Annotated in this window: 1 protein-coding gene; it reads right to left on the bottom strand. The window is 73.1% G+C overall.

Annotated elements, in window-relative coordinates; all coding sequences use genetic code 11:
* Window positions 1-309: 309 nt before the first annotated feature.
* Window positions 310-480: a hypothetical protein gene (locus tag IE153_RS41335; RefSeq protein WP_189409995.1), complete on the bottom strand. Its 171-nt coding sequence runs from the start codon at window positions 478-480 to the stop codon at window positions 310-312.
* Window positions 481-527 lie beyond the last annotated feature (47 nt).

The raw sequence follows: 527 nt of genomic DNA, 5'->3' as shown, positions 1-527 counted from the left end.
CGGCCGGGGGCGCCGGGGCTGTGGCCTGCGGCGGAGTTTCGTTCCCACGAATGTCCGGGGCCTGCCGAGTTTCGTTCCCACGATTCGCCCGACGCCGCTCGGCCGCCACGGCCTTGGCCACCGCCACCGCTACGACCTCCTGCATCTTCCGGGCCTCCCAGGCCTTCTTGCGGCATGTCGCCGAGCAGTAGCGGGGCGGGCGCCCCGTTGAGGCGATCGTGAAACTCTCCTGGCACTGCTGGCAGGCCCTCATACGCGTCATGGCCCAGGACCGTACGCGGCTGGTGTTCTGGCGCGGCAGGTCGGGCGTCAGGAGTCGCCGCCCAGGAGGCGAGCCACCGCGGCCTTGGCCGCCCCAGAGAAGGCGCCGCCGATCGCGGCCAGGGCGCCCTTCTTCGCGAACTCCTTGCGCGGGTCCTGCGGCTGGGGCGCGGGTGCCGGCGCCTGCGGCTGCTGCTGGTCGCGCTGCTCGGTGCTCACGGTGTCCTCCACTGGTCCGGTTCGCTGTCCACGGCAGACAGCGGCGG

This window comes from Streptomyces massasporeus (assembly GCF_014648995.1).
Taxonomy (GTDB): domain Bacteria; phylum Actinomycetota; class Actinomycetes; order Streptomycetales; family Streptomycetaceae; genus Streptomyces; species Streptomyces massasporeus.
Note: the sequence above shows the minus strand (reverse complement) of the source record. Positions and strands in the feature narration are given on the sequence as shown.